General features: G+C 68.3%; 24 protein-coding genes and 1 pseudogene. 17 read left to right on the top strand and 8 right to left on the bottom strand.

Features of this window, described 5'->3' with window-relative positions:
- Positions 1–20: 20 nt before the first annotated feature.
- Complete coding sequence (locus EJ357_RS31170) at positions 21–965, top strand: amino acid ABC transporter permease (RefSeq protein ID WP_126395018.1); 945 nt, start codon at positions 21–23, stop codon at positions 963–965.
- Positions 962–1,723 carry an amino acid ABC transporter ATP-binding protein gene (locus EJ357_RS31165; RefSeq protein WP_126395017.1) on the top strand — a complete coding sequence of 254 codons (762 nt, stop codon included), beginning with the start codon at positions 962–964 and terminating at the stop codon, positions 1,721–1,723. The genes EJ357_RS31170 and EJ357_RS31165 overlap by 4 nt, the downstream gene beginning before the upstream one ends.
- A 182-nt stretch (positions 1,724–1,905) precedes the next feature.
- Here the strand turns inward: EJ357_RS31165 and EJ357_RS31160 are convergent, their stop codons facing one another.
- Positions 1,906–2,673 carry a class I SAM-dependent methyltransferase gene (locus tag EJ357_RS31160; protein ID WP_126395016.1) on the bottom strand — a complete coding sequence of 256 codons (768 nt, stop codon included), beginning with the start codon at positions 2,671–2,673 and terminating at the stop codon, positions 1,906–1,908.
- Positions 2,674–2,772: 99 nt separating this feature from the next.
- Here EJ357_RS31160 and EJ357_RS31155 point away from each other — a divergent pair, with 99 nt between their 5' ends.
- Entirely contained in the window at positions 2,773–3,402 is a 630-nt protein-coding gene (locus EJ357_RS31155; protein ID WP_126395015.1) for a CGNR zinc finger domain-containing protein, read from the top strand.
- On the opposite strand, the gene sodX is transcribed toward EJ357_RS31155, so the two are convergent.
- Positions 3,306–3,740 carry a nickel-type superoxide dismutase maturation protease gene (gene sodX / locus EJ357_RS31150; protein WP_126400292.1) on the bottom strand — a complete coding sequence of 145 codons (435 nt, stop codon included), beginning with the start codon at positions 3,738–3,740 and terminating at the stop codon, positions 3,306–3,308. The genes EJ357_RS31155 and sodX overlap by 97 nt on opposite strands.
- A 145-nt stretch (positions 3,741–3,885) precedes the next feature.
- Here sodX and sodN point away from each other — a divergent pair, with 145 nt between their 5' ends.
- Positions 3,886–4,281 (top strand): superoxide dismutase, Ni, encoded by a 396-nt coding sequence (sodN, locus tag EJ357_RS31145; RefSeq protein WP_059192389.1) that lies wholly within the window; start codon positions 3,886–3,888, stop codon positions 4,279–4,281.
- A gap of 7 nt (positions 4,282–4,288) precedes the next feature.
- On the opposite strand, the gene EJ357_RS31140 is transcribed toward sodN, so the two are convergent.
- Positions 4,289–5,443: a tyrosine-type recombinase/integrase gene (locus EJ357_RS31140; protein WP_126395014.1), complete on the bottom strand. Its 1,155-nt coding sequence runs from the start codon at positions 5,441–5,443 to the stop codon at positions 4,289–4,291.
- 21 nt (positions 5,444–5,464) lie between these two features.
- Complete coding sequence (locus EJ357_RS31135; protein WP_126395013.1) at positions 5,465–5,968, bottom strand: helix-turn-helix domain-containing protein; 504 nt, start codon at positions 5,966–5,968, stop codon at positions 5,465–5,467.
- Positions 5,969–6,088: 120 nt separating this feature from the next.
- On the opposite strand from EJ357_RS31135, the gene EJ357_RS31130 reads away from it, so the two are divergent.
- The 6 genes from EJ357_RS31130 (at position 6,089) to mycP (ending at position 13,116) form a co-directional block, all read left to right on the top strand.
- The gene (locus EJ357_RS31130) at positions 6,089–6,283 is read left to right on the top strand and encodes a helix-turn-helix transcriptional regulator (RefSeq protein ID WP_126395012.1); all 195 of its coding nucleotides are present in this window, start codon (positions 6,089–6,091) and stop codon (positions 6,281–6,283) included.
- A gap of 574 nt (positions 6,284–6,857) precedes the next feature.
- Entirely contained in the window at positions 6,858–8,030 is a 1,173-nt protein-coding gene (locus tag EJ357_RS31125; RefSeq protein ID WP_175647860.1) for a DUF3631 domain-containing protein, read from the top strand.
- A 423-nt stretch (positions 8,031–8,453) separates the two neighbouring features.
- A complete protein-coding gene (mobC, locus tag EJ357_RS31120) occupies positions 8,454–8,957 on the top strand; it encodes a plasmid mobilization relaxosome protein MobC (RefSeq protein ID WP_228473212.1) in 504 nt (167 codons plus the stop codon).
- Positions 8,947–10,614, top strand: a complete 1,668-nt coding sequence (locus tag EJ357_RS31115; protein WP_126395010.1) for a relaxase/mobilization nuclease domain-containing protein — start codon at positions 8,947–8,949, stop codon at positions 10,612–10,614. Before mobC ends, EJ357_RS31115 begins: the two co-directional genes overlap by 11 nt.
- Before the next feature lie 35 nt (positions 10,615–10,649).
- The gene (locus EJ357_RS31110) at positions 10,650–11,042 is read left to right on the top strand and encodes a hypothetical protein (protein ID WP_126395009.1); all 393 of its coding nucleotides are present in this window, start codon (positions 10,650–10,652) and stop codon (positions 11,040–11,042) included.
- Positions 11,043–11,754: 712 nt separating this feature from the next.
- Positions 11,755–13,116, top strand: a complete 1,362-nt coding sequence (mycP, locus tag EJ357_RS31100; RefSeq protein WP_126395008.1) for a type VII secretion-associated serine protease mycosin — start codon at positions 11,755–11,757, stop codon at positions 13,114–13,116.
- Positions 13,117–13,437: 321 nt separating this feature from the next.
- Here mycP and EJ357_RS31095 read toward each other — a convergent pair whose 3' ends face one another.
- Positions 13,438–14,412: an IS630 family transposase gene (locus EJ357_RS31095; RefSeq protein WP_267132812.1), complete on the bottom strand. Its 975-nt coding sequence runs from the start codon at positions 14,410–14,412 to the stop codon at positions 13,438–13,440.
- Between the two features lie 139 nt (positions 14,413–14,551).
- Complete coding sequence (locus EJ357_RS31090) at positions 14,552–15,088, bottom strand: dihydrofolate reductase family protein (protein WP_126395007.1); 537 nt, start codon at positions 15,086–15,088, stop codon at positions 14,552–14,554.
- A 46-nt stretch (positions 15,089–15,134) separates the two neighbouring features.
- Here EJ357_RS31090 and EJ357_RS31085 point away from each other — a divergent pair, with 46 nt between their 5' ends.
- Complete coding sequence (locus tag EJ357_RS31085) at positions 15,135–15,632, top strand: hypothetical protein (RefSeq protein ID WP_126395006.1); 498 nt, start codon at positions 15,135–15,137, stop codon at positions 15,630–15,632.
- Here the strand turns inward: EJ357_RS31085 and EJ357_RS31080 are convergent.
- Together EJ357_RS31080 and EJ357_RS31075 are read right to left on the bottom strand one after the other, a co-directional pair.
- Entirely contained in the window at positions 15,629–16,447 is an 819-nt protein-coding gene (locus EJ357_RS31080) for a class I SAM-dependent methyltransferase (protein WP_126395005.1), read from the bottom strand. The two genes, EJ357_RS31085 and EJ357_RS31080, sit on opposite strands and share 4 nt — an antisense overlap.
- Complete coding sequence (locus EJ357_RS31075; protein ID WP_126395004.1) at positions 16,444–17,778, bottom strand: XRE family transcriptional regulator; 1,335 nt, start codon at positions 17,776–17,778, stop codon at positions 16,444–16,446. Before EJ357_RS31075 ends, EJ357_RS31080 begins: the two co-directional genes overlap by 4 nt.
- A 103-nt stretch (positions 17,779–17,881) precedes the next feature.
- Between EJ357_RS31075 and EJ357_RS31070 the strand changes: the two genes are divergently transcribed.
- From EJ357_RS31070 to EJ357_RS31045, 6 genes and pseudogenes are all read left to right on the top strand, one after another.
- A complete protein-coding gene (locus tag EJ357_RS31070) occupies positions 17,882–18,340 on the top strand; it encodes an ATP-binding protein (RefSeq protein WP_126395003.1) in 459 nt (152 codons plus the stop codon).
- Positions 18,334–18,813, top strand: coding sequence for a hypothetical protein (locus tag EJ357_RS31065; protein ID WP_126395002.1), 480 nt, complete (start codon positions 18,334–18,336; stop codon positions 18,811–18,813). The genes EJ357_RS31070 and EJ357_RS31065 overlap by 7 nt, the downstream gene beginning before the upstream one ends.
- Positions 18,814–18,841: 28 nt before the next feature.
- Complete coding sequence (locus EJ357_RS31060; RefSeq protein ID WP_126395001.1) at positions 18,842–19,957, top strand: hypothetical protein; 1,116 nt, start codon at positions 18,842–18,844, stop codon at positions 19,955–19,957.
- A complete protein-coding gene (locus EJ357_RS31055; protein WP_126395000.1) occupies positions 19,954–20,310 on the top strand; it encodes an ASCH domain-containing protein in 357 nt (118 codons plus the stop codon). Before EJ357_RS31060 ends, EJ357_RS31055 begins: the two co-directional genes overlap by 4 nt.
- 1,234 nt (positions 20,311–21,544) lie before the next feature.
- Positions 21,545–22,099 (top strand): annotated as a pseudogene (locus EJ357_RS31050) (MerR family transcriptional regulator).
- 78 nt (positions 22,100–22,177) lie between these two features.
- On the top strand, positions 22,178–23,008 hold the full coding sequence (locus tag EJ357_RS31045) for a M55 family metallopeptidase (RefSeq protein WP_126394999.1): 831 nt from the start codon (positions 22,178–22,180) through the stop codon (positions 23,006–23,008).
- The last annotated feature ends 91 nt before the right edge of the window (positions 23,009–23,099 follow it).

Here is a 23,099-nt window from a genome sequence, read left to right as displayed (position 1 = left end):
GGCACTGAAAGGCAACACCTGTGACTGTTGACATCGACAAGTCGGACGGGCCGGCGGACACCCCGCCGGCCGGTCCGGAGGCGATCAAGGCCATCCCGGTCCGCCACTACGGGCGGTACGTCACCGCCGTCATCGCGCTCGCCCTGCTGGGCGGCATCGTCTACGCGTTCTCCCAGGGCAAGATCAACTGGGGCGCGATCCCGGACTACTTCTTCAACGACCGCATCCTCAGCGGTGTGGGCAAGACGCTCCTGCTGACCGTGCTGTCCATGGCGATCGGCATCGTCGGCGGCATCGTGCTGGCCGTGATGCGTCTGTCGAAGAACCCCGTGACCTCGTCCATCGCGTGGTTCTACATCTGGTTCTTCCGCGGGACCCCGGTCCTGGTCCAGCTCATCGTCTGGTTCAACCTGGGGCTGGTCTTCGAGTACATCAACCTCGGCCCGTTCTACAAGGACGAGTGGTCGGACTTCATGACCCCGTTCCTGACGGCGCTGCTCGGCCTGGGCCTCAACGAGGCCGCGTACATGGCGGAGATCTGCCGCGCCGGTCTGCTCGCGGTCGACGAGGGCCAGACCGAGGCCGCGCACGCGCTGGGCATGAGCCACGCCAAGACGCTGCGCCGGATCGTCATCCCGCAGGCGATGCGCGTGATCGTGCCGCCGACGGGCAACGAGGTCATCAACATGCTGAAGACGACCTCGCTGGTGTCGGTCGTCCAGTACTCCGAGCTGTTGCGCGTCGCCCAGGACATCGGCCAGACCTCCGGCGCCCCCGCCGAGATGCTGTTCCTGGCCGCGGCCTGGTACCTGCTGCTGACGTCGATCTTCAGCGTCGGCCAGTACTACCTGGAGCGGTACTACGCCCGGGGCTCCAGCCGCAGCCTGCCGGCAACTCCGTTCCAGAAGATCAGGGCGAACCTGCTGTCCCTGTCGAACCGTTCGTCGGCGGGAGGTAACGCATGACCGCCATGGTGAAGGCCGAAGGCGTCCACAAGTCCTTCGGGCTGGTCGAGGTGCTCAAGGGCATCGACCTGGAGGTGAAGTCCGGCGAGGTGTTCTGCCTCATCGGCCCCTCCGGCTCCGGCAAGTCGACGTTCCTGCGCTGCATCAACCACCTGGAGAAGATCAACGCCGGACGGCTGTACGTCGACGGCGAGCTGGTCGGCTACCGCCAGAAGGGCGACAAGCTGTACGAGCTCAAGGACAGCGAGGTCGCGCTGAAGCGCCGGGACATCGGCATGGTGTTCCAGCGATTCAACCTGTTCCCGCACATGACGGCGCTGGAGAACGTCATGGAGGCGCCGGTCCAGGTCAAGGGCGCAAGCAGGAACCAGGCCAAGGAGCGCGCGAAGGAGCTGCTGGACCGCGTCGGTCTCGCCGACAAGGCCGGGAACTACCCCTCCCAGCTCTCCGGCGGCCAGCAGCAGCGCGTGGCCATCGCCCGCGCCCTGGCGATGGACCCGAAGCTGATGCTCTTCGACGAGCCGACCTCGGCCCTCGACCCGGAACTGGTCGGTGACGTCCTCGACGTCATGCGCGACCTCGCCGAGTCGGGCATGACGATGGTCGTCGTCACCCACGAGATGGGCTTCGCCCGCGAGGTCGGCGACAGCCTGGTCTTCATGGACGGCGGCGTGGTCGTGGAATCCGGCAATCCGCGCGACGTGCTGACGAACCCGCAGCACGAGCGGACGCAGGCATTCCTGTCCAAGGTGCTGTAGGAACCACGAGAACCACGAGTCGAACACCACCTCGGCCCCGCCATTCCTTTTGGCGGGGCCGAAGTGCGTGCGTCGCGCCGGGCGGAACACGAATTCCCGTCGGCCGGACGGCCAGGCGGTAAGCGGTGATCGGATTGGTCTCGTCGTAGCTCATTCCGTCCGCCCGGATGCCCTGGACCGTGTCACTTGAGCGCCAGCAACAGCGTGTCCGAAGGGGAGCACCACACCGGCCGCGCCTCCCCGAAGCCCTTCTCGCGCAGCACGCGCACGTGCCACGCGACGGGCGGCGTGTCGCCGTCGGCGTGTTCGCCGTAGATCTCGAAGCGGCGGGCCGTGGGCCCGGCCAGGACCGGGTCCTCGGCCGCCAGCTGCCACCACTCGGCCCAGTCGAGGACCCCCGCCTTGGCCTGATCCATGCGCACGTGACGCTGGGCGCGCTCGGCCGCGTTGATCCGGGGCGTCGAGTCGTCGATCATGTGGTCCGCGTTCAGGAAGACACCGCCGTCGCGGACGAGCTCCGCGACCTGACCGTAGAGGGCCGCGAGGGGTTCGCTGTGCAGCCAGTGCAGGGCCGTGGCGGTCAGGACGGCGTCGTACGAGTCGTACGGCAGCTTCGCCGGCCACTCGGGGTCCTTGAGGTCGGCCGTGACGAACCCGACCCGGTCGTCGCCGGCGAAGGTGCCCTCGGCGATGGCGAGGAGCGCCGGGTCGAGGTCGACGCCCGTGCTGGTGGCCTTCGGGAACCGGGTGAGCAGCCGGGCCGTGATACTTCCCGTGCCGCACGCGAGATCGAGCACGCGCGGGGCGGGGCCGACGAGGGCCTCCACCATGTCGAGCATGATCCGGAAGCGCTCCTCCCGGTCGGGCATGTACCACTCCTGCTGCCGGTCCCAGCTCTCCTGCCAGGCCGGCCAGTCGGCACCGATCGTCGTCGTGGACGTGTCCGTCATCGAGCCCCTCCATCGCGCGCGTCACGTAATACCCTGGAAGCACGATCAGCTGTTACCCGACCGCACCACGACGATAGAACGCCTCCGTAAGGACTACAAGTGGAACTGGCCTATTACTCGGACTACGCCGTACGACTCGTCAACAGCGAGGACCCGGCCCGGGGCAAGGACTCGCTGACCTCGGTCGAGGCCGTCCGCGATCTGTTCGGCGTCAGCCAGGAGGCGGGCCGCCGCGCCACCGACGCCGACGTGACCCGCTTCCGCTCGGTCCGTGCGCGGCTGAGGGCGGTCTTCGAGGCGGCGGACAAGGGCGACGAGACCCTCGCGGTGAACCTGCTGAACTCGCTCCTGCTGGAGTTCCCGGTGAGCCCGCAGATCTCCGGTCACGACTTCCGGGACGACGACGGCCGCCCCCTGTGGCACATGCACCTGGCGGACCACCCGTCGAACGCGACCGCGGGCTACGCGGCGATCGCGGCGATGGGCCTGGCGTTCCATCTGACGGAGTACGGCGTCGACCGTCTGGGCCTGTGCGAGGCGGCCCCGTGTCGCAACGCCTACCTGGACACGTCCACCAACCGCTCCCGGCGCTACTGCTCGGACCGCTGCGCGACCCGCGCCAATGTGGCCGCCTACCGCGCCCGCAAGCGCCTGGAGGCCGACCGGTCGGCGAAGACGGGCCGTACGGCCGACAGCGCCCAGCGCGCCAGCGCGAACGGCGAGCGCTGATCGGGCTTGCGCGGCCGGTACCGGAAGCGGACCTTGCCCAGGATCAGCTCGTCCGGCACGACCCCGTAGTCGGTGCTGTCACCCCCGGCGTAGGTGTTGTCCCCGAGCACCCACCAGCCGCCTTCGCGGCGCTCCGCGGCGCGCTTGACGACGAGCAGGTCCTGCTGGAACGGGTGACGCAGGATGACGACGTCGCCGACCCTGATGCGGCCCCGGTGCACCACCACGAGCAGATCGCCGTGGTACAGCGTGGGCACCATCGACGGCCCGGTCACCTCGGCCCACCCGAAGGGCCGGCCCGCGCGCCCGCGCTCGGTCTCCTGCGACAACTCCGGCATCCCCGGCACCTCCCCGGTACGGTCCTCCACCAGTCTCAGTCTGACCCTGGACTTTTGTCCTAAGCCCATGGGGGCACCCGCGAAAACCCGTCTTGCAGGGAGTAATGTCCCACCTGAGAAGACGATCACGAGGAAGGAATGCTCCATGCTTTCCCGCCTGTTTGCCCCCAAGGTCAAGGTCAGCGCGCACTGCGACCTGCCCTGCGGTGTGTACGACCCGGCCCAGGCCCGCATCGAGGCGGAGTCGGTGAAGGCCGTACAGGAAAAGATTGCCGCCAACGACGACCCGCACTTCCAGGCGCGTGCCACGGTCATCAAGGAGCAGCGCGCCGAGCTCGCGAAGCACCACGTCTCGGTGCTCTGGAGCGACTACTTCAAGCCCCCGCACTTCGAGAAGTACCCGGAGCTGCACCAGCTGGTCAACGACACCCTCAAGGCCCTCTCGGCCGCCAAGGCGTCCACCGACCCGGCCACCGGTCAGAAGGCTCTGGACTACATCGCCCAGATCGACAAGATCTTCTGGGAGACCAAGAAGGCTTGATCTTTGATCAGGCCGTTTGACCTGCAATTTCCTTGGTTGCCAGGTCTACCTGTCCGCACCCGGTCCGCAGGCCGCCGAGAACGGCGTCCATAACGGTCCGGGTGCGGTCTTCTTCGCCCGGCCAGAGGTGCGCGTAGATCCGCAGTGTGATGACGGCGGACGCGTGGCCGAGGACCAGTTGGACCTGCTTGACGCTCGCTCCGCCGGCGATGAGGGCGGAAGCGTAGAAGTGGCGCAGGTCGTGGGTCACCATGTGTGGCAGCTCGACGGGCTTGCGGCCCTCGCGTTCGGCCGCCTCGCTCTCCGCCTTCCGCAGCTCCTTACGAGCGCAGTTCCATTCGGTCTTCCAGCGGCGGTAGTTGAGCGGTTCACCCTCCTCCATCGTGAACAGCCACTCCTTGGAGGGGCGTGCGGCGAGGTGCGTGAGAAGCGCGTCAGTGACGACCTCACCGACCGGGACAGTCCGCCGGGACTTTGCGGTCTTCGGCGGCCCGATCTTCCCGGACTGAAGGCGCTGGCGCTCGACGCGAATAGTGCCGGCTTTGAAGTCGACGTCCGACACCTTGAGGCCGAGCAACTCGCCTATACGCAAGCCTGATCCGGCGAGCGTGACGATCGCCGCGCGAATGTACGGCGGCATCACGCGGGCCATGGCCTCGACCTGAGCGACCGTGGGCGGGGTGACCTCCTCGTCCGGCATGGGCGGGAGCGTGATCCGGCGGCACGGGCTGGACGCGATGACCTTGTCCTCCACGGCCGCCGTCATGAGGCGTACGAGGACGTCGTAGACGTTGCGCACACTGCCGGGGCCGAGCAGCTCGGACAGGCCCTTGAAGAGCACCTGGAGGTCGTTGCGGCGTATCGCAGCCATCGCGCGGGAGCCGAGCGCCGGGACGAGGTGGAGCCGGAGCGCGTTGTCGGTGATCCGCTCGCCCGCCTCGCTGGCGATGAGCGACTCCTCCCACTTCTTCGCGTACTTCTCGAAGGTGATCCGTCCGGCCTGCGGGTCTACGTACTGGCCGGTGACGATGCTGGCCGTGACCTCGTCGAGCCAGCGCTGGGCGTCGAGTTTGCGGTCGAAGTGGCGGGCGTGCTCCTTGCCGTCGAGGTCGCGGTAGCGGGCTCGCCATTTGCCGTTGGGGCGCTTTTGGATGTTGGCCAAGTGGCTTCTCCCTTGGGTCGGTTATCGGTAGTAGCCGCCGCCCTCGATGTACTCGGTGAGGGTGCGGGCGTCGCGCTCCTCGCCCATGAGGCGAAGGCACTGCTCGTGGATGGCTCGTGAGCTGTCGGGGTGGGTCTGGATGTGCTCGGCGATGCCGACGACGGCGTGGTGCAGGCGGTCCTCGGCGTCGCGTGTCTCGTAGTACGCCTCGACGGCTTCCTGGACGAGGCGTCTGCTGTCGAGGTCCAGCCCTTCCAGCGGCGGGGACATCAGTTCTTCGAGGGGCAGCTCGAAGACGCGGGCGAAGGCGAGGGCTTCGTCGACGTTGATGCGACGACGTGGAGTGGCGTTTTCGATGCGCCAGACGGCGGTCTGGTTCATCCTGACGCCGGCCTTGGACACCCGATCCGCCAGCTCGATCGTGCTCCACCCCCTGACCTCACGCTCCAGCGCCACCCGCGCAGCGATGTTGCCCTCGCTGTAGAGCAGCGGCACCTCACCACCGTCGGCCTTGTCGCCTGCCATCGGACCTCCATCCTGACCGTCACTTTCCCAATTGAAACACGAGCTTTCCGATTTGGCTAACCGGCGATCGTCGAGTACAACCTATGCAGAACGAATTGCTACCTAGTCGATTGGGAATGCATGCGATATCTGACCACCGCCGAGGTCGCCGAGCGCTACCGCACAGCGGAGAGCACCGTCCGCTACTGGCGCCAGATCGAGAAGGGCCCGCGCGGCATCAAGATCGGCAAGCGCGTGCTGTACCCCGAAGCCGAACTGCTGCGGTACGAGCGGGCGCTGATCGACGGCCGAGACGAGTGGGGTCTGGCCTCCTGAGCCGTAGGCGCCGGACACAGCAACGGCCCTCGGCGTGCCAACGCCGAGGGCCGGAGATTCCCCTGCCGATCGCCCATCCCTGAACGAACAAGCTGGTGAGGGGCGGGACCTTGCCCGTCCTGCCCCTCACCGGAGAGGAACGTCTATGGAGGACTCTACGTCCCCCACCACCACGAACGCGTCCCCCGCCGCCTGGCCCACAACAGCGGTCCCCGGCGAGGGCATCCCCTGGAGCCGCGGGGACCAGCACTCCGCTGATGCGGTGTCAGGGGACCGTCCCCGCGACGCATCCGGTCCCCTGTCACCACAAGCCACGGTCCCGATATCCACATCCGGTGGAAACGTGCAGGCCAGCAGCGTGACAACGGGGACCGGTCCCCAAGACGCGGGAGTTGCACCAGGGGACCGCAATGGGGACCGGGACAACGGCTCCCACCTGTCGCCGGGGACCGATACTCCCGTGGAGGGGGCCGAGCAACACAAGATCGAGGCCGCCGATGCCGGGGCAGGCACCGGGGGCCATGAAGGCGCGGGGGTCCAGGTAGCGGCTGACGGGGTCGCGCTACTGGACGAGTTGCGGGCAGCGATCGGCAAGTACGTGGTGCTGCCCAGCGAGGAGGCGCTGACCGCGGTCACCCTGTGGGTGGCAGCCACGCACATCCAGACGGCTCTGCAGCACGCGCCGCGTCTGGCGGTGGTGAGCCCGACGAAGGGCTGCGGCAAGTCCCGGGTTCTGGACGTGCTCCACGAGACCGTGCACCAGCCAATGATGACGGTGAACACCTCCCCGGCGGTCATCTTCCGGGTCATCGGCAAGAACCCGCCCACCCTGCTGGTGGACGAGGCGGACACCATCTTCGGCCCCAAGGCGAGCGGTGACAGTGAGATCCTGCGCGGCCTGCTGAACGCCGGGCACCAGCGCAACCGGCCCGCCTGGCGGATCTCCGGTCCGGACCACAAACCGACCCCGTTCCCCACCTTCGCCATGGCCGCCATCGCGGGGATCGGTGACCTGCCAGACACGATCATGGACCGGGCGGTCGTGCTGCGCATGCAGAAGCGCAAGCCGGGCGAGAAGGTCACCCCCTTCCGCTCCCGGTATTCGGTGCCCGAACTCAACGCGCTGCGTGATCAGCTGGCCACCTGGCTGGGCCCGCTGCGCGGGCAGGCTGCCCGCATGGTGCCGCCGATGCCGGTGGAGGACCGGGCGGCGGACACCTGGGAGCCGCTGGTCATCATCGCCGACCTGGCCGGCGGCCACTGGCCCGCCCAGGCCCGTGCCGCCTGCCTGGCCATGACCCGCCACGAAGCGGTCCAGGACGAGCAGAGCAGCCTGAAAACGCGGCTACTGCGCGACATCCATCGCATCTTCGCGCAGGCGGGCAACCCCGAGGCCCTGGCCACCCAGGATCTGGTCGCCGCTCTGATCCAGGACGCCGAGGCCCCGTGGGCGGAGCACGGCGCCAAAGGGCTGAACGCCTACCACCTGAGCAACCTGCTGCGGGACTTCAACATCAGCCCGGCCAACTACCGGTTCGACAAGGGCAGGCAGGCCAAGGCGTACATGCGCAACCGGTTCCTGGACGCCTGGGCCCGCAACTGCCCCGACCTCGTCGAGGCGGCACCCGAGTCCGAACAGGGCACTTCACCTGCCCGCATGGCCCAGGGCAAGCCGCCCACCGCGCCGGCGGGGACGCTGCCCGTCGGCCCGCCCGGTGTCCCAGCCGGGCCCAGGCGCACTCTCTGATCCCACCGGGGTCCGTATCACTTCGTCGCATCCGTCCCCGCGCAGGTCAGCGCGGGGACGGACTCTCTCGCCGGGACGGAGTTCTCCGTACCTGCCCGCGTGTCCGTACCTGTGCTGACCAGGCATGCGACGGATGCGACGGAAGTGACACAGCCCCATCCCCCTCTCCTTCGGAGCACCACCATGCACACCGAGAACGACACGAACCCCACTTCTTCCCGCCGCTGGGGTTGGTTCAGCCGGGACCGACGAACAGCAGCAAGCTGGAGCGTTCGAGCCCCTAACGGGGCTTCGTCCGCGCTTGCCCCCGCCCCTGGGGTGGCGGAGGAGGAGGCCGGGCGCCAGCGGGCGCCCGAGCAGGGGGAGGTGACGACCGAGACCAACGCCGCGTACGTCGCCGATGCCTCGACCACGCACGCCGAGCTGCCCGCCGACACCACTGCCCCGCAGCTCGACTCGTCTGCCCGCATTCCGTCGCCCATTGAGCAGCCCTCGTGGCGTGAGCCCGACGCCCCCATGCTGCCTGCGCGGTTGAACCGCAAGCGCACCACCGAGAGCCGTGACCAGGAGAAGAAGATCCGCTTCACCCCGACCGCGGTCCGCATCATCGACGAGGCAGCCAGGCACCGCCGTCAGAAGTTCGCCGGGTTCGTCGGCGACGCCGCCCTCGCGGTCGCGCTCGGCAAGGCGAGCATGACCGGCAGTCCGGAGGACGATCCCATCCGCCCGCTTGTGGAAGCCGTCGAGGCACACACCAAGGCGCTGAACCGCATCGGCACCAACCTCAACCAGATCACCATGGCCATCAACGGCGGAGCCGTCCCCGACCGGGCCGAGGCCGTCCTCGACCACGTCGACCAAGCCGTCCAGCGCAGCTACCGGCTAATGGACGAGCTCGTGGCGGATGGCGGCGGTCATGGTTCCTGACGTCTCCACCGGCTCCAACACCCTCGGCCTGATCAACTACCTCTTCGGCAAGGGCCGTCGGGACGAACACATCGACCCGCACATCGTTGCTGCCTGGGACATGGCCGGCGCCCCCGACCCCGGCCGCGACCCCGCCGCCACCTACAGCCTGCTGGCCAAGCGGCTCGACCATCATGTCGACCTGCGCACCCGCGAGCTGGGCGGGAAGAAGCCGCCGAAGCATGTGTGGCACTGCCCGGTGCGCACGGCGCCCGGTGACCGCTACCTGACCGATGCTGAGTGGGCCGAGGTCGCCCGCCGCGTCGTGGCCGCCACCGGCATCGCGCCCGAGGGCGACGACCAGGCGTGCCGGTGGATCGCGGTACGCCACGCGGACGACCACATCCACATCCTGGCCACCACCGTCCGCGCCGACGGCCGCCGCCCGCGTTCGAACCGGGACGGCTGGCGGGCCCAGCGCGAATGCCGCAAGATCGAGGCCGAGTTCGGGCTGCGTCAGCTCAAGTCCGGTGACCTGACCGCACCCAAGACGCCCACCGGCGCCGAGCGGGCCAAGGCCGAACGCCTCGGCCAGGACAAGGCCACGCGGGAGTGGCTGCGCGAACGCGCGTACGCGGTTGCCGCCGCCGTGCACAGCATCGAGGACTACTTCACCGTGCTCACGTCGCTGGGCATCCAGGTCAGGCCGCGCGTCAGCGCCAAGACCAACGAGGTGGACGGATACAGCCTGGCCGCCCCCGGCGACACCATCTTCTTCGGCGGCTCCGCCCTCGCCCCCGACCTGTCGTACAACCGCCTGGCTGAACGCCTCCCCACTCAGGATGTGGCCGACCGACCCCAGCAGGTGGCGGACCCGTCCACCACGTGGCGCCGTACGGAATGCGCCGTGCGCACAGCGCGCACGGTCCTCGACTCGGGCGACGACGCCAGCGCCCAGGGCCACCTGGACGCTTTCGCCGACACGTTGCACAACCTGGCCCGCGTCACCCCCGGCCCGCACCAGGGCGAACTGCGAGCAGCGGCAACGGCGTTCAACCGGGCGCGCCGCTCCGCCATCCGGGCCGACCACGAAGCCGCCACCGAACTGCGCCAGGCCGCCAGGGAACTCAACCACGCCGCCAACATTCCGGGCGGCCTCGCCATCGCCCTCATCTTCACCGCCCTGCACTTGGCGCGCGCCGCCGCCAAGTGGCACGAACAGCGCGGCCACGAACAGCAGGCAGCGGCGGCCGAGGAAGCCTTCCGCCACCTCCAGGAGACCTACCGCCAAACCGCCGAGCCCGTCCTGGCGGACCTCGCCCAGCGCACCCCACGCCCCCAGACCGTCCAACGCCTGGAAGCCACCGTGCGCCAGGCCGTCCCCGACCACGCCGACCGCATCCTGGCCGATGCCGCCTGGCCGGCCTTGGCCACCACGCTCGCCCGCGCGGAATCCGCCGGCCACAACGCCCGGCGCCTCCTCACAGAGGTCGTCGCCCAGCGAGAGCTAGACACCGCCGAGCGCCCCGCCGAGGTCCTCAACTGGCGCATCACTGCCCAACCGAACAAGCGCGCCCAGGCAGCCAACACCCGCAGCACCACACAACGGCCCGGCACCCCAGTCCACCCCAGGACCGCCGTCCCGCCCCAGCAGCAGCCCTCAACGCGGCGGCGCTGACCATCCTCAACCCCACTCCGGAAGGAATCCCCTGCGTGCCCCACCCCTCCATCCGCCCCGATGTCGTTGTACTCCTCACCAACGCGGCCCCCTCCCGTTACGGCACTGTCCACCACAAACACCGTGACGGCACGCCGTTCACTGCCGCCGAACTGGAGCTGATCTCCACCGCCACGCAGGCAGAGAGGAACGCCGCGGCCGCGCAGACACGCCTGGAAAGCGACTGGGTGGGCGAACTTCCCGCGCTGCAGAAGGCGCTCGACGCCATGATCACGAAGTACATCGACCAGGTACCCGGCACCAAGTTCTCGATCAGCGAAATCTGCGACGTGATGACCGATGCTGACCAGGCGGAATTCAAGCGGCTGGTCGAGGCCATCAAGGTACGGAAACTCTTCCGACGCTACCCCGAGCGCGGAAGGGACTGACCCGCAGCACGGACACCATGCGCATCCTCGTCTGCCCCGCTACTAGTGCTGTGACCGCATAGGTTCGCCGGGTTGGCGGTTGGATGTGTCGTGACGTCTTTTCCCAACCGCCGGAGGTGTGGTGGCCGAGCCTGTGTGGGTGCGCAGACTGTCCGACCAGGAAGGGCAGCAGAAGCTGCAGCAGATCGTGCGTCGGGGTAGCACCAGCTCGGTGGCTATCACCGGGCGATGATGCTCCTGGCAACGAGCTCTGTGGGGCGGGACACCGCTTGCGTCTGTGAAGGTCATAAACTGTCGTGAGATTCGCGGGGGCGCCGAAGATGCCCGAGTGGCTCCGGAGCTGCCCGCGGTGCCGGAGGCCGGGCTGGCATGGGGTGGTGGTGCCGGAGCCGGCGCCTCCGGTCGTGGTGGTAGCGGTGCTGCGGCTGTAGCGCGCTCGCGAAGGCGCGTGGCGGCCTGGTCGGTGCGGCCAAGGGCATCACCGGCATGGGCCGCGGTGGCAACAAGCGTCGTGGTGAAGAGGAGAACGGGGGCGAGCGTCCCGACTACCTGGTCGAGGACGAAGAGACCTGGATCTCACAGGAAGACCGTAACCGCAACGTGCCGCGCAACATCGCATAGGCACACCTGAGCGAGCCGCACGGGACCTCCGTGCGGCTCGCCCGTATGAAGGCTGGCGGAACCAGCCGTTGTTGAGTGAGGAGCAAGGAACATGGGTGCCAAGCGGGTCTGGTCCACGACAGGTGTTGTGGCGTTGACAGGAGCCTTGCTCCTCACTTCAGCACCGACTGCCTCGGCCGATTACGTTCGGGACCAGCAGTGGGTCCTGGATGCCTACAAGATGGACGCAACTTGGGCGTTGACTCAGGGCGAGGGAGTCACTGTTGCCGTCGTCGATTCAGGGGTCGATGGCAGTCACCCAGATCTGACCGGTCAAGTCCTCCAAGGGAAAGACTTCACCGGAGGGGGAAATGCTCAGGAGGATGTGGCCGGACATGGCACCGGCATGGCGAGCTTGATTGCTGGCCACGGTCATGGCGCGGGAAACAATGCGGGCATGGTGGGGCTCGCGCCAAAAGCAAAGATTCTTCCGCTGCGCGTTCTGCAGAAAAAGAATGATGATTTCGAGGACGACACCTGGGCCGAGGCTGTGCGATATGCCGTGGACAACGGCGCGAAGGTCATCAATCTTTCTCTCGGCGACAGTGTCGGCGGGACTCTCACTAGCGGCCGCGAGGCAATCGCGTATGCCCAAGCACGCGACGTGGTAGTTGTTGCGGGTGCGGGTAATGAGGGAGGGTTCACCGTTGCTGAGCCGGCAGCCCTGCCGGGTGTGGTCTCTGTCGGCGCCGTAGATGATGAAGGGAACCTCTGGGACAAATCCAATACTGGAGAGGGACTGACCCTTGTTGCTCCTGGCGTTGAGATCGTCTATGCGAACACGAATCGATCCGACGGATATGGCTTGAGTAGCGGAACTTCGGACGCCACGGCTTATGTTTCCGCCACGGCAGCCCTTGTCCGGGCCAAGTACCCTGACCTCACCGCAGGCCAGGTAATCAACCGCCTCATCAAGTCAGCTTCATTCCTTCACCACAAGGGATTGAAGGCCCCTGATCGCGAATACGGCTACGGCATCATCCGCCCCAACAAGGCCCTCACGATGGACATCCCCAAGGGCCCCAAGGATGGCCCCTTGGGGCAACTCTCGTCCAGCACCGGGTCGAAGACCGGCGGCGCCACCGAAGGCAGCGAAGACGGCTCAACACAGGCCAAGGAGCAGGACTCTTCAAGCCGCCTGCCAATCGCCCTCATCATCGGCGGCATTGCAGCGGTAGTAGTGATCGGCGGCATCATCTTCGCGGTACTCCGCAACCGCCGCAACGGAGGCAGCGGCGGCCCCGGCTCCGGCGGCGGAACTCCCCCTGCCGGTCCGGGCTACCAGCCCCAGCCCTCGACGGGCTATCAGCAGTACCCCAGCTCTGCTCCCAACCAGGGATACCCCACACCTCAGGGGCAGTCCGGGCAGACCTTCAGCCCCTATGCCCAACAGCCACCGCACCAAGGGCAGTAGGAGGCGATTCTCTCCGCTGCCCGTGGGGTAGCCAGGGGGGCATCCGGCTCGCCCTGTCGAATCCTCCCTGGGAGCCCCTGCGACAACGGGCTCCCAAGTGAGCCGCAGTTACGTTTCCCGCGCACCGGGCTGGGTGTGGTGAAGCGGTGACCATTAACCCAAGATGTAGCGGAAAGCTTGGCGGATTGGCATGACATTTAACGTCGAACCGAACGATCTGACCTCGTTCTCTCGGTAAAACGGCCGCGCAGCCGATGACGTGAATACGGCGAACAGCTCATCGCCTGCTGTCGGCAGGGCTGAGCCGTGGCGGCCAGATCCTCATGCGGCCATGGCTGCGGGACGTCCTCCCCAGCGCATGCCCTTCTCGCTGCGGATGCGTACCCGTTCCTTGCACTGGGCGGCAAGCACGTCGGGATGGCGGGGGTTGGCGTTGCGCCAGCGCAGATAGGCGTGCAGGGCCTGGGTCTGCGCGGGGTGGCTGTGGTGATGGGTGTTGGCCAGGGTGAACTGCCGCAGCGGGCCGAAGTGTGCCTCGATCGGGTTGGCCCAGGAGGCGTAGGTCGGGGTGAAGCACAGCTCGACCTTGTTCTTCTTCGCCCAGCGGCGGATGTCCGCACCGGTGTGGGCGGAGAGGTTGTCCAGGATGATGTAGATCGGGGCGCCGTCGGGTCGGGCGGCGCGGATCAACTCAGTGCAGCGAGGCTGTTGGCGGTGCCTTTGCGGCGCCGGTTGACTCCCCACAGGTGTCGTCGCCGGCGGAGTAGCAGCCGTGGAAGTAGGTGACGCCGTGGGTGCGGCGGTAGGTCGCCGGGAGCCGGCCGGGTTTGCCCTGCTTCGCCCAGCAGGAGCCGGCGGCGGGCCGGATTCCCAGCGGGCCGAACTCGTCGAACGCGAAGACCGGTCCGGGAAGTGCTCCAGGACGTGCTCGATGCGGTCGAGCTTGGCGTCTCGTTCGAGGTCGGGGAACTCCTTCCATGTCTTGGTGCGCTGGAAGGTGATGCCGCGGCGCAGCAGCAGGCATCGTAAGGCTTCACGGCCGATACGGATGACGCGTCCGTGGACGCGGCGCAGGTAGGCGGCGAGTTTGCGGATAGACCAACGGGAGAAGGGCTGGCCGAGCTTAGTGGGGCGGGCGGTGGCCGTCTGAATGACGAACTCCTCGTCGTCAGGGGTGAGCAGGCGGGGGCGGCCTCCCGCCCACTTATGGTCCAGGCAGGCCAGGCCAATCTCGTTGAACCGGTGGATCACCTCCCGCACCGTGTCCTCATCAGCCTGGATCAGCCGGGCGATCACCGGGACGCGGTTCCCGCCGGCCGACGCCAGGAGCATCATCGCCCGGCGATAGCGCACCGAGCTGGTGCTACCCCGACGCACGATCCAATCGCCAACCCCCGGCGAACCTCTGCGGTCACAGCACTAGTTGCGACCGTGCCTACTTGCGCACGTGGAAGCGCAGCATGGTGACCCCGCCCGACTGGACGTTGCTGAACGGTTCCAGGTCGATCCGGTCGAGGCCCGGCGGCGCGAAGCGGACGCCGTCGCCGAGCAGCACCGGCAGCACGTACACCAGGATCTCGTCGACGAGGCCGCGCTGCAGGCACTGGGCGGCCACGTCGGCGCCGAGGATCTCCAGGTTCTTGTCGCCGGCGGCGCGGCGTGCCGTGGCCACGGCTTCCTCGATGTCGCAGGTGAGGAAGGTGACGTTGGGGTCCGGCTCGTCGGGCGGGCGGTGGGTGAGGACGAACTGCGCCCCGCCGTCGTAGTCGGTGTTCTCGTCGCTCATGCGCTTGCCGACCTCGTACGTGCCCCGGCCGATGAGCATGGCGCCCGTGGCCGCCATGACCTCCGGGAACGTCGCCGACGTCATGTGCTCGAAGATCCAGTCCATCGTGTGGCCGGGACCGGCGATGAACCCATCCAGGGACACCACCCTGTTCACGACCACTTTGCCGGTGCTCGCATCCGCCATGCGTCTTCTCCAAGCAGGTGGAGGGCCGGGATCGCATCATAGGTCGGTGAGCAACATCTTCTCCGGCGGCAGCCACGACCTGGACCTGTCCAATGGCGCCACCGCGGTGTTCATCGACGTGCTGATGCTGGCCGTGTCCGATCTCGCCTCCGAGGACTGGGACTTCCGCTTCGCGGCGCTGCTGACCCTGCAGGACCAGAACGTCATGGGGCGCGGTGCCGTCGGGTTCGACCTGGCGGAGTTCGACTGGGGTGCGACGGAGCGGGAACGCGCCCGCGCGAAGGACTTCGTGCTGCGTGCCACAGCACTCGCGGCGAGCGGACATCGCTGGAGCGAGCTGGGCTACCACCCGCCCCGCGTGCATGACTACCTGCATCGCTTCACGACCATGGTGGAGTCCTGCACCCCGCCCGCCGACAGCAGCGCCGCACGCGGCTTCCCCGGCCCGGACGAGGCCGCGATGGCCTCGTGCGTGCGCCACCGCGTCCTCAGCGCGCTCCCGCTCTGGGACGGCTGCTTCCTCTGCAATCGGCCGCACTACTAGCGGCGGCAGACGAGGATGCCGCCCAGACAGTGGATCTCGAATGCCCCATGCCGGGCGATGTGTTCCTCCAGGATGGTGCGGGCCCGCTCGATCGTGGCCTCGAAAGGCACGTCGTGCTGGTCCGCCCACGCTTGGTACGAGGCCATGTGCGCCACCACGGGTCCGGCATCGCGGACCGTGATAGTGCCAGGCAGTTCGATCGTCTCGACCCGGCCGAACTCCTCGCCGAGGAAGGCCGGCGCCTTCTCCAGGGAGAACCGGGCGCTGAGCGAGATCCGTGCCGGGCCGCGGCCGGTGCCGAGAATGTCACCGGCCGCTCGGACCCACAACTCGTCCAGCTCGGCCTTGTCGCGGTCGCTATTGGTGGAGGCGAGCAGCAGGCCGTCGGCGGTGACAACCCGGGAGAGTTCGCGCACCGCCTGGGCGATGTCCGAGGCGTGGTAGAGCATGTGCAGCGCCAAGGCGGCGTCCACGCTCGCCGTGGCCAGTGGGAGCCTCGCCACATCCGCCACCGCGACCGCACCGGGCACGTCGGCGAGGATGCCGGGCGCGATGTCCAGCCCCAGAAGTTCGAGATCAGATCGGTCCTGGCGCAGCCGCTTGATGAACTTGCCGTTCCCGCAGCCGACATCGACGACCCGCCCGCGCACGGCGCTCAGTTGCTCGGCGACGATGCCGGGCAGGTCATGGCGAGGCGTCTGCCACCGGTAGAGGGACTGGCGGGCGGCGAGGTCCCGGTCACCGTTGTAGGCGCTCCCAGCAAGGCGGTCGCGGTCAGTGACAGCGGCGTCGTGGGCGGCGGAGAGGTCAGTCACGTCGGCAGCTCCGGAGGGCGGGCGGCGGGTGAGGCCGCGAGGACGGCCGTCTGCTGGATGCGCTCGCGCAGTTGGGACACCTGCGCAGCTCCACCGTACTGCCGCCCGCCCAGCTCCCGGCCGAGATCAACCAACCGCCGCACGATGCTCGCCGACACACGCTCCACAGGCGCCTCGAGTACGAAGCCGACCTTCGCCTCGGTGCCATCGAGGTCGTCCAAGAGCATGTGGCCACGAGCAAGATCTAGGTGGGCGGCGAAGAGATCACCGACCGACTGGTCGTCGGCCTCGGCGCCACGGTAGAGCCGGATCGCCGTGTCCGCGCTTGCGATGGCCTGCTGCACATGGCCACGACCGCCGATGGCCAGATGCGTCGTCCCGGCATACGCGAACTGCTTGGCGGCTGGGAAGGCGAAGACTCCTGGAGCGTCGTCGTGTCCGAGCATCCCCTCGCGGGAGCGCTCCGCATCTGCCAAGGCGATTGCGGCGCCCGCCTTGTCGCCTGCTATCGCCAGTGAACGCGCCTCCAGGCTCGCGAGGCGGGCGCCAATGCTCCCTCCCGCTCGGTGCTGGCGCCCCGCCTGGGCGAGCCGGGCCGCCTGCTCATAGCTCCCGGTCCAGTAGGCGATCAGCGATTCCACCGCCCGCACCCAGGCCAGCATCCCCTCATGCCCGGCGGCCTCGGCACACGCACGGGCCGTGCGAGCATGGGTGGCCGCCGAATCGTAGTGCCCCAGATCCAGGCAGACGTGGGCGCACAGCCCGCACAGCCGCGATGCCGAGACGTACAAGTCACTGGTCTGCCGAGGCCGTTGGCGCCCACGCAGCAGGTCGAAGACACCGTCCCGTAGCTGCTTGATCTCGACGTAGAGCTCCAGCAGAGGGTGGCTGACGTACGAGCGCGCGAGCCGCGCCACATCGGCCTCCAGCTGCTCGACGACCAGCTCGTCGGCGTTGCGCTGCGCGATGAACCTGGCGAACTCGGCTGACGACGAGGCGTCCGCCGACACGGCGCCGGCCACGGACCGCTCGGTGGGGCTCGTAACCGCCAGACCATCCGGGCCCTCCACACCGTCCCCATCGCCACGACGCCGCTTGGTGAGCGCGACAGCGCGGTCGAGGACGCCGACCTCGACCGCGAAAACCTGGGCCAAGTTGCTTCGGGTGTACGGGACCGGGATGCGCGCCTCACGCTCGTAGCGCCCGATCTCCTTGCCGGTCATGGCAGCACGGCCCTCACGGGCGTTGTACTCGTCGGCGACCTTCTGCTGGGACCAGCCACGCTCCTTGCGCAGACTGAGGAGCAAGGCACCAATACCCGTCTCGCCCATCCCATCTCCCCGGAGCATGTGGTTCTGGCCCCCATAGTGGCCCCCGGCTTGGCCCCCGCGCTGGCTCCCGACCCAAACGAGCGACGGCGGTTGTCTGTTGGGCATGCCCAACAGACCACGCGATGAGCCGAAGTCAGCCGAGCCGGAACGCGCCGCCAGCGTCGCGAGGCAGAGCACGATGCTCTTCGCCCGGCGCAAGCTCACCGCACCCGCAGCCCGCGAGTTCGCCGCCGAGACCCTTACCCAGTGGGGCTGCAGCGAACGCCTCGACGACGTCCGGCTCTGCACGTCGGAACTCGTGACGAACGCCCTGCTGCACGGAACGTCCCCCGACGACGTGATCCTCGTACGCGTCGAAATCCACGACGCCCAGCTGCTCGTCGAGGTCCACGACGGCGGCGCCGGCACGCCCAGGCAACGCCAAGTCCAGGACTCCAGCGACCACGGACGCGGCCTGCTTCTGGTCTCCGCCATCGCCGATGACTGGGGCGTCGCAGCCCGTGAAGGTCCCGGCAAACGCGTCTGGGCATCCTTCAAGGTCCCGGTGGTGACCACATGCTGATCCCCACCCGCACCGCCCAGCCGCACGCTCTGTCCGCTGGACTGATCGCCTCCCTCGCGACAGCCACCTGGCTCGACACCGACCCGACCGGCGCCACTCTGTGCTGTCTGCTCCTCGTGCCACAGCCGCCCCGCAGCCCGTACGAGACACCCGTGATCGTCGAGCAGCGCATGCGCGCCGTTGCGACCTCACTCGGCCTCGGCCCCGCCACAGCGCCACCGCCCGATATCGGGCCGCGCCTGCGCCCGCTCAGCCCGACCGACGTCGCCCTGCGCTTCGACGGAACTACGTACCGCAAGCGCATACCCGCAGGCAGGCCCTGGACCCTGCTTCTTCGGCAGCGCACCCCGGCGGCCCTCGTGCTGGGCCTCGACGCGCTCTCGCGCGCCGCCGCACCTGCCGAGATTGACGCCTACCTCGACCGCGCCACGCTCCAGCAACGGCTCCTCTTCGGCCACATCCGGACCGAATGAACTGCTCCCCGACGCAAGGGAATCCACCGTGACAGTGCACCCCGTATCGCCGAACACCGTGCTCGCCAACGCCCTCCACCACGCCGAGGACATCCTCACCCCGCGCATCCTGGCCGAACCACCCGAGCGGATCGTGCTTGTCGTCGGCACGCAGATCAATGGTGCCCCGCACATCGGCACCTCGCTGGTCCAGTCCCTCGCCTTCGCCATGGCCGCCCGCCTCCGAAGCCGCTTCGGCCTGCCGGCGGAAGTTCTCTTCAGCGCCCTCGACAACGCGCCGTACGACCTGACCACCGACCCGGTGACCGGCCACCGCTACCAGCGCGCCTACGCCCAGGCCCTCGGCGAGCAGGCCCTCACCGACCTCGTCGCCGCCCTGTACGAGCCGCTGTTCAACGCGCTGTCCCGACGCCTGGGCATCCCGTACCGCGTCGAGACGTACACCCAGCAGCAGGCCGGCGAGCACTTCCGCCGCACGTGGTTACTGGTCCTGCCGCGCATCGACGCCGCCCGCTGGTGCCTCGCCCCCTCGACCGGCACCCCACACATCCGCATTCCGTGCCCGCTCCTCGGATGCGGCTGGGCCGAGAAGCACGCCGAGCGCACGCAGGTCCGCCTCGTCGACCGCGAGAACGCGACGGTCAGCGCAGTGTGCCTGCACCACGGCCCCTACGAGGCAAGGATCGCGCCCACCACCGGCGCGTATTTGGACCTGGCCACCCTGTACCGCAACCTCATCAAGGAACTCGCCCTGGCCAGCCCACGCGGCACGCTCCACGTCATGGTCAAGGGCGGCGACTGGGTCTTCGGCTCCCACCTCGTCGACGAAGCCCTCCAAGCCGTGGGCCTCACCCGAGCCCAACTCCCCGCCCGCCTCTTCTGCCCCCAGATCGTCACCGACACCGGCGCCAAGCTGTCCAAATCCCTGATACGCGAGGGTCGCGCACCCTTGCCCCACGGCACGGCCGACTGGATGCTCGACACCCGGCAGTGGCCCGGATCGTTGCCCCAGTACGCCGACCACCTGCTCGCCCTGACCGAGACCCTGCTGTCCGACCCCCGCCACTTCTTCCGCTCGTACTCGGCCGCCGAGATCGGCCGCATGATGACCGCACCAGCACCCAGGAGCGTTCCCGCCCCATGACCGACACCACCGCCCGCGTCCGCGAACTCAACCTCTACCGGAGGTACTTCGAGCTCGTGGCCGCGGGCACCAAGACCATCGAGGTACGGGTGAAATACCCGCACCTCGAAGACCTCGCCGCAGGCGACACCATCCGCTTCCGCATCAAGGGCACCGACGAGACCTGCGACGTCCACGTTCTGCGCGTCACCGGATACGAGTCCTTCGAGGCGCTCCTGGACGGCGAAGGCCCAGCCAACGTCAACCCCAGCGCGAGCCGCGACGAGCAGCTAGCCAACATCCGCTCCATCTACGGCCCCGAGAAGGAAGCACTTGGGGCACTCGCCATCAAGATCAAACTCCTCATGCCGTAACCAGTGCCGTTCGCTGCACCGCCACTTCGCCAGTCAAACGGTACGAATGCGGAGTCTCGTGACCGCACTGTCTTGCGTCTCCTCGAAAGAGTCAGCGACCACTTCTACCCCGCTCGTAGGGTGAGATCTCAAACGACACGTGAGCTCCCCCGACGAGGAACCCAAGTGACCATAGGCAGCAATCAAGGCCAGAGACGAACTACGCCCCAGGCCGGCGGGGGCCGCAACGGCTCGGGGCAACCGCGGTGGGCATGGTGGGTCGTCGGCATTGTCATCCCGGTCATCGGGATTCTCGTCACGCTCCTCGCCAGTGGGTCCGGTGATTCACCCACCGAGGCTCGTGGAGACACGCCATCGACGCGCAGAGACTCCGCTTCAGGAAGTCAGCAAGCGCCGAACCCAAAGCAGTCGCCGAAGATCATGTTTGGGCCGGAGGAGTTTGCAGTTGAGGTGAGCGCCTACGGATCGAACCTAGAGCTGGACTCTGCCAAGCCCATGGCGCTGTCTTCGGGCAAGGGGGCGGACCTATCTGCGACATCAGCCGCTGACGGCAGGGTTGCCAGCACGCGCTTCTTCGCACCACCCGCAGAGCACAGGCTGGCGCCACTCCCGCAAGGATCACCAAAACCCAGTGCGGCGGAGTGCGGCCAAGCCGTGGAGCGGAACTCAACGTACGAGATCGACCGCTTGACCACAGGACGGCAATTCTGCATGTACACGGATGAAGGGCGTACGGCCTACGTCCGCGTGGTCTCAGCTCCAGCGGCTGGCCGTGTCATCAAGATCGAGGTGACCGTCTGGGAGCTGGCTTCCTAATGCTGTCCCAGCGGACCGCGGTAGAGGTCCCACTGACTACCGAGCCAGCCTGAGCAGTCCGCACACAGTCCGCAGGACACCCGATCAAGACCGTCACGAGCCATCGCCAACAATCAAGAAAAGGCCAGGTCAGCGACCTGTTGCGGCGATTTCCGCAGGTCACCGACCCGGCCCATTACTAGGAGACCAAGAAGGCCTGATCTCCGGCCAGGCCGTCTGACCCGCGATGCGGCGGGTCGCACCGCCTACCTGTCCGCACCCGGTCCGCGGGGCGCCGAGAACGGCGTCCTTGACGGTCCGGGTGCGGTCTTTTTCTCCGTGAGTCACCGTCTTCTCTCTCCGTGACTCACCGTGCGGGTGTGCGGGAAGCGGCGTACGGGCTTGCGTCTCCCGTAGGGGGAGAGTCGAAGGCGGGGTCATGGACGACGGCACCCTCTTCTCGGTCGGTGAACTGGCCCGGCGCACCGGGCTGTCGGTCGAGACCATCCGGTTTCTGCTCCGATCGCGGCATCGTGGTCCCACCGACCGCTCCCCCGCCGGAACTGGAGCTCGGACTCGACGCGATCGGGCAGGTCGTGGACCGCGAACTGACGCTCGGCGACGTCGCCGCGCAGCACGCCGCGGCGCTGGAGGCGCAGATCGGCATCCTGCGCCCGCGGCGGGCGGTGCTGACGGCCGTGGCCAAGCGCGGCCCCACCCCTGAGGAGATGGAACGTGGGTGGAGTTGGGCGGAACTGTCTCTGGACCCGGACTTCCGTGCCGGTGTGCGGCGCGGGGCCCGGGAGCACGCGGCCGGCCTGCCCGACAGCGCGCTGCGTCGATGGATGCTGCGGCGTCTGACGGCCGCGAACGATCGCGCCGCGACCGGTACTTCCACCTGCTCGCCCTGGTCAACGGCCGACCGGTCCCGCAGCGCCTGACACCGGCGCTCGACCGGTCGGTCACGGCGATTCGCCTGCGAACGGCTCGATGACGCGACGCCGCACGGTGAAGGAACCGCAGGAGGGGCGGCAGACGTCCTCAAGACGATCAAGGTTGAGGAGTGCGCAGCGTGCGGATCTACATCACCGCGGACATGGAAGGCGTCACGGGACTCGTGGATGCCCAGGATGTCCAACCCGGCGGACGGGACTACGAGCGGGGACGGCAGGCGATGGCGGAGGACGTGAACGCCGCCGTCCGGGGCGCCCTCACAGCCGGCGCCACCGACATCACCGTCAACGACGCGCACGGCCCCATGCGCAACCTGCTGCCGGACGCTGTGCACCCGGCCGCCCGCCTCATCCGCGGCAAGCCCAAGCAGATGGGCATGCTCGAAGGACTCGCCCCCGAGCACGACGCGGCGATCTGCGTCGGCTACCACTCGCGGGCCGGCGCGCTCGGCGTGCTGAGTCACAGCTTCATGGGTCATGAGATCGAGGACATCTGGCTGGACGGCCGGCCGGTGGGCGAGATCGGCCTGGCCCATGCCACCGCGGCGGCCCTCGGGGTGCCGGTGGCGGTCCTCACCGGTGACGACGGCGCCTGTGAGGAGATGACGGAGTGGGACGCCTCCGTCACCACGGTGGCCGTGAAGTACGCGCGCGACCGCTTCGCAGCACAGCTGCGCCCGGCGGACGAAGCCAGAAGAGCGATCGAGGACGCCGTCGCCTCCAGTCTCTCCGCACCCCTGACGCCCCCTGAGGTCGCTCCGGACCCGTCCACCCTCACCGTCCGCTGGCAGTCGGCCTCCGTGGCCGCCATCCTCCTGGGAATTCCGGGGGTCACCTCGACGGACAGCCGAACCGTCCAGGCTCGAGGCGCACTGCCCGGCCTCTATCGGCACTTCGGGGTGTGGATGCGGGTGGCGTCCTCGCTGACCGACCAACCGCCGTACTGCTGACAACCGCCGTACTGCTGACCCCCATGCCCTCGGCCTCCCGGAGACGACAATCCCTCAACAGCCGGTGAAATGGGACCTATAGGGCGGTCGC

Origin of the sequence: Streptomyces cyaneochromogenes (genome assembly GCF_003963535.1) — a bacterium.
GTDB lineage: Bacteria > Actinomycetota > Actinomycetes > Streptomycetales > Streptomycetaceae > Streptomyces > Streptomyces shaanxiensis.
The sequence above is the reverse complement of the archived record's forward strand: the minus strand, read 5'-3'. Positions and strand labels throughout refer to the sequence as shown.